This window comes from Hyalangium sp. (genome assembly GCF_035629615.1).
Taxonomy (GTDB): domain Bacteria; phylum Myxococcota; class Myxococcia; order Myxococcales; family Myxococcaceae; genus Hyalangium.
On sequence record NZ_DASPHO010000727.1, the window covers coordinates 1 to 4,248 of the forward strand.

Annotated in this window: 6 protein-coding genes; all 6 read left to right on the forward strand. The window is 66.2% G+C overall.

Annotated features, from left to right (window positions below; translation table 11 throughout):
* Positions 1 to 458: hypothetical protein (locus VD972_RS36190; RefSeq protein WP_324993377.1), on the forward strand; the 458-nt coding region annotated here is incomplete at its 5' end.
* 387 nt (positions 459 to 845) lie between these two features.
* Positions 846 to 1,508, forward strand: coding sequence for a hypothetical protein (locus tag VD972_RS36195; RefSeq protein WP_324993378.1), 663 nt, complete (start codon positions 846 to 848; stop codon positions 1,506 to 1,508).
* A 70-nt stretch (positions 1,509 to 1,578) separates the two neighbouring features.
* A complete protein-coding gene (locus VD972_RS36200) occupies positions 1,579 to 1,767 on the forward strand; it encodes an addiction module protein (protein WP_324993379.1) in 189 nt (62 codons plus the stop codon).
* On the forward strand, positions 1,764 to 2,042 hold the full coding sequence (locus VD972_RS36205; RefSeq protein WP_324993380.1) for a type II toxin-antitoxin system RelE/ParE family toxin: 279 nt from the start codon (positions 1,764 to 1,766) through the stop codon (positions 2,040 to 2,042). The genes VD972_RS36200 and VD972_RS36205 overlap by 4 nt, the downstream gene beginning before the upstream one ends.
* 205 nt (positions 2,043 to 2,247) lie before the next feature.
* Complete coding sequence (locus VD972_RS36210; RefSeq protein ID WP_324993381.1) at positions 2,248 to 3,450, forward strand: cytochrome P450; 1,203 nt, start codon at positions 2,248 to 2,250, stop codon at positions 3,448 to 3,450.
* A 262-nt stretch (positions 3,451 to 3,712) separates the two neighbouring features.
* Positions 3,713 to 4,248 (forward strand): glutamine synthetase (locus VD972_RS36215; RefSeq protein WP_324993382.1); only part of this gene is annotated, 536 nt, incomplete at its 3' end.

Consider the following 4,248-nt stretch of genomic DNA (forward strand, 5'->3'; position numbering starts at 1 on the left):
TGGGTGCCATCTTGAACTACGACGGCGCAGTGGCCGGCAACCGGAACTATGAGGTAGCGGGCCTCGGCATCCGCTCGGTGCCGCTGCACCCTAGCGAGACGACGGACGACGGTTCGCTCACACTCCCCCCGGGCACGGCGAATGCGCTCTACACGCCCTACCGCACGTTCCAACAGGGGACCTACCTCGTCACCTACTACAACTGCCTCAGCGGCTCTTCGCAAGAGTCCTATGTCAGTGCGACGGCAGAAGCCAGCACTGGCAACATCGCGACCGGTTTCGTCAATCGCCATTTCAGTGAGTTGACTTACTACCAGCAGCCTCCCTTCGTGTTGAAGGTGCGCTCCGCGATGGCCAGCGTGCGCTTCAAGGTCTATTGCCCGGAGTCGACGACAGCAACTATCACGCAACCGAGCCCATCATGCGGGACCTTCTTCTGGACGCAGATCGGGCAGTAGCGACAGCCTCGGATGTGCACCCCGACGCCTCACCCCCGGGAGCGTGAGCGGCAACTGGCCGGTAGACGGAGCATCCAGTAGGACTCCCCGCCTGCGGCGCATGGCACGAACCTGTCTGACAAGCAGTCAGGTTCCTGGAGGCTCGAGCGGGGGCAGCTGCCGGCGGCGCCCGGAACAAACCTGTATGACAAGCAGACAGGTTGGCGAAGGCTGCGCCCGGCAGCCCGCCCTGGTGGCCTCTGGCTTGGGGTCAGCCCGGTCTCATTGCCCCAACTCGTGGGAGGCTTCTTCCACGCTGGCGTCATGGGATGTCGGTGAGGCGTGCGAAGCTCACGGCCCGTGCGCGGCCAGATCTTCTGGCCGTCACCATGCTCGAAGGGCGAAGACATGAATCGGATGACAGCGCTGGGAGTCGTGTTCCTATGTCTTGCCGCGGGCGCTGAGACACCGCCCATCCAGCAGAAAGGCCCCCAGCAGCAGAAGAAGGCCCAGCAACCCGCGAAGGAGCCCGCAGCTTCGGGTCAGCCGCTGACCCTGGAGACGCTGGACCGGTACATCCAGTATCGCCGCGAGAGTGACCCCATCACCCTGGGAATGGGGGACTCGATGCTTCGTGAGGCCAAGGGCCCCGGACCTGGCGTCAACCTGATGGAGCAGGTCAAGCAGATCAAGCAGGCCGACGATGTCGTGCGCGCGAAGTTCGGCCTCTCCGGTCCAGACTTCAGCCCGCTCGACCAGATGGTCCGGGACATCTGCGACAGCCGGTTCATGCCCGAGAGTGCCGCGATGAAGGTGATGATCAAGCGCTTCGAGACACAGGCCTCGGGCCCCCAGAGCCCCGAGCGCGATCTGGCCAAGGGCATGCTGAACATGCTGCGCAAGCAACTGGAGGAGAGCGTGGGCCTGCCCAAGCAGCGCGAGCAGTATGGCGACGCCACCGTGAACCTGGTTCTCAGCCGTGAGAAGGAGCTGAAGGAGATCTGGGCTCGCAAGGACGCAGCCGCCGCCAAGGCGTTCGAGGCATTGGACGACGCGACCGCCTCGCCTTGAGAACCCCGGAGCCGTGGGCGTTCCGGGTCAGACCGCGTATACTTGGCCTATGGACCCAAGCTTCGACCAAATGAGTCCTGCTGAGCGCATCCTCTGCGTGCAGGATCTCTGGGACTGCATCGCAGAGCACCCGGAGGATGTACCCGTCACCGACGAGATGAAGGCTGAGCTCGATCGCCGACTCGCTGAGCACCGAGCCGACCCATCGTCAGCAGTCTCCTGGGAGACAGTGAAGGCCCGCCTGCGGGCGAAGCGGTGAGCCTCCCGGTCCTCTTTCGTCCAGACGCAGAGACCGAGATCATCGAGGCCTGGGACTGGTACGAGATGAGGCACCAAGGCCTCGGTGCCGAGGCGGCCATCTCCCGAGCGGCCAGGGTTCCGGACGCCAACCCACGCGTGCATGGCGAGGTGCGACGGGAGCTGCTCCGACGCTTCCCGTTCGGTGTGTTCTATGTGGTGGAGAACGAGACGCTGCTTGTGCTCGCGGTGGCACATGCGCGGCGGAAGCCGGGGTACTGGGCAGACAGGATGTGACCGCGTCTGCAGGCGAGTGGCTGCCGCAGCCCACCCTCCGCATGACTTACTCCTTCAAAATGAAGGACCCACCTCCTTCGTTTCGACCGAAAATGGTGGGCCGCAGCGGCGAGGCACACGGTAACCCACGGAAAGCATTGGGTGCGATGCGTTGGCGCGGGACTTGTTGTGGAGGGGCTCGACCCTTCACCGCAAGGACGCACCCATGCCACGCACGCTGGACCTGATGGCCCCCGAAGTCCGCGCCAATCCCTATCCGCTCTACGCCGAGCTGCGGCACACCGGCATCCGCCAGGTGGAGCCCGGAGGCATGTGGGCCGTCAGCCGCTACGAAGACGTGGTGGCGGTGATGAAGGATCCCCGGCGCTTCTCCTCCGCAGGACTCGGCCAGGGCTTCCTGCCTCCCTGGCTTCCCCGCAACCCCGTCACCGAGTCCCTCGTGATGAAGGATCCTCCCGTCCACACCCGGCTGCGCGGCCGGGTGAGCCGGGCGTTCGGCCCCGCGGCCCTCGCCGCGCTGGAGCCACGGATCCGCGCCCTCGCCGAGCAGCTCACGGAGCAGCTCCTCCTCCAGCAAGGACCCGTGGACTTCATGGCCAGGTTCGCCCTCCACCTGCCCGTCAGCGTGCTCGGCCTGCTCTTCGGTCTGGAGCCGCAGCAGTACCCGCGACTCAAGGAGTGGGCGGATGACCTGGTCAACCTCCCCGCGGGCCGCCACTCCCCCGAGGAACAAGTCCGGGTCCGCGAGAGCCTCGCAAGCCTGGAGCGCTGCTTCGCGGAGCTCATCCAAACCCGGCGCGAGTCCCCCGGGGACGATCTCGTGAGCGAGCTGCTCCGCCCGGACACGGACGGCTCGGTCCTGTCCCAGGAAGAGATCATGAGCTTCCTCTTCGCCCTGCTGCCGGCGGGAGTGGAGACCACCGTCTACCTGCTCGCGAACACCCTGGCCGTCCTGTCCGAGCGCCCCGAAGAGCGGGCCCGGGTGCTGGCCGACCGGAGCCTCATCCCCCGGCTCCTCGAGGAAGTCCTCCGCTACGAGCCTCCCGGGCACTCGAGCCTCCGGCTCGTGACGGAGGAGACAGAGCTCTCGGGCGTGCACCTGCCGCGCGGCGCCATCGTAGTCGTCCTCCTGGCCGCGGCGCTGCGAGACGAGGGCCACTTCCCTCAGGCAGACCAGTTCCTCATCGATCGGGAGCGCGCCTCTCACCTGGCCTTCGGCCACGGCGTCCACTACTGCCTCGGGGCCATGCTCGCCCGGCTGGAGGCACGCCTCGGGCTGGAGGCCCTCTTCTCACGCCTCCAGGACTTCTCCCGGACGAGCGACCCCCTCCACTGGGCCCCCTCGCTCATCGCCCGAGGCCCCCTCGCCCTGCCCCTCCAGCTGATCCCCGCCCCACCTCTCCGGTGAGGGCCGACGTCCAGCACCCAACACGGTGGGTCCTCACAAGCGGGCGAGCAGGCACCGCTTCTGTTCAGCTCCTGTCGCCCGGAGGCCCTCCGGCGGGTCGGCCTGGCTCCCACTCGACCCCACAAAGTCAAACGAGCGGAGATTTATATTAAACGCGCGCGAGTTTAGGCTTGAATCACGGGCTGGAAGTGCAAATACATGGTCCCGCAAGATTTCGCCCCTGAGATGAACCCACAGCGGGGGCCGCCTGGAGGCACACTCAATGGAGACGAAAGAGACGAAGGGGCTGCGCGACTTCCTCGAGATTCCCTACGACGAGCTGGAGACCATGAACCTCCGCGTCAAGGAGCAGCGCCTGCGGCGCGAGTCTCCGGACAAGCTGCGCGAGGAGCGCATCAAGTACCTCGCGGACGAGAAGCGCATCAAGGCCGTCACCGTGTGCTTCACGGACCTCGAAGGCCGGCTGCACATGCTGGACTACGACAAGAAGTTCCTCCTCAAGAGCTCGGACAACCTGACGTTCGACGGCTCGTCCATCCGCGGCTTCTCCGCGCAGGCCGAGAGCGACCTGCGCCTCTCGCTGGACTGGGCCTCCTTCTACTGGCTCCCCGCGGACATCTTCGGCCCGGGCAAGGTGCTGATGTTCAGCGAGGTGCTCGAGCGCGACGGCACGCCGTACCACTCGGACATGCGCGGCCTGCTCAAGCGCATCACCGATCAGATGTACGCCAAGGACGGCACCGTGTTCCACGCGGCGCCGGAGATCGAGGGCTTCCTCTTCAAGAGCCGCGACGCCGA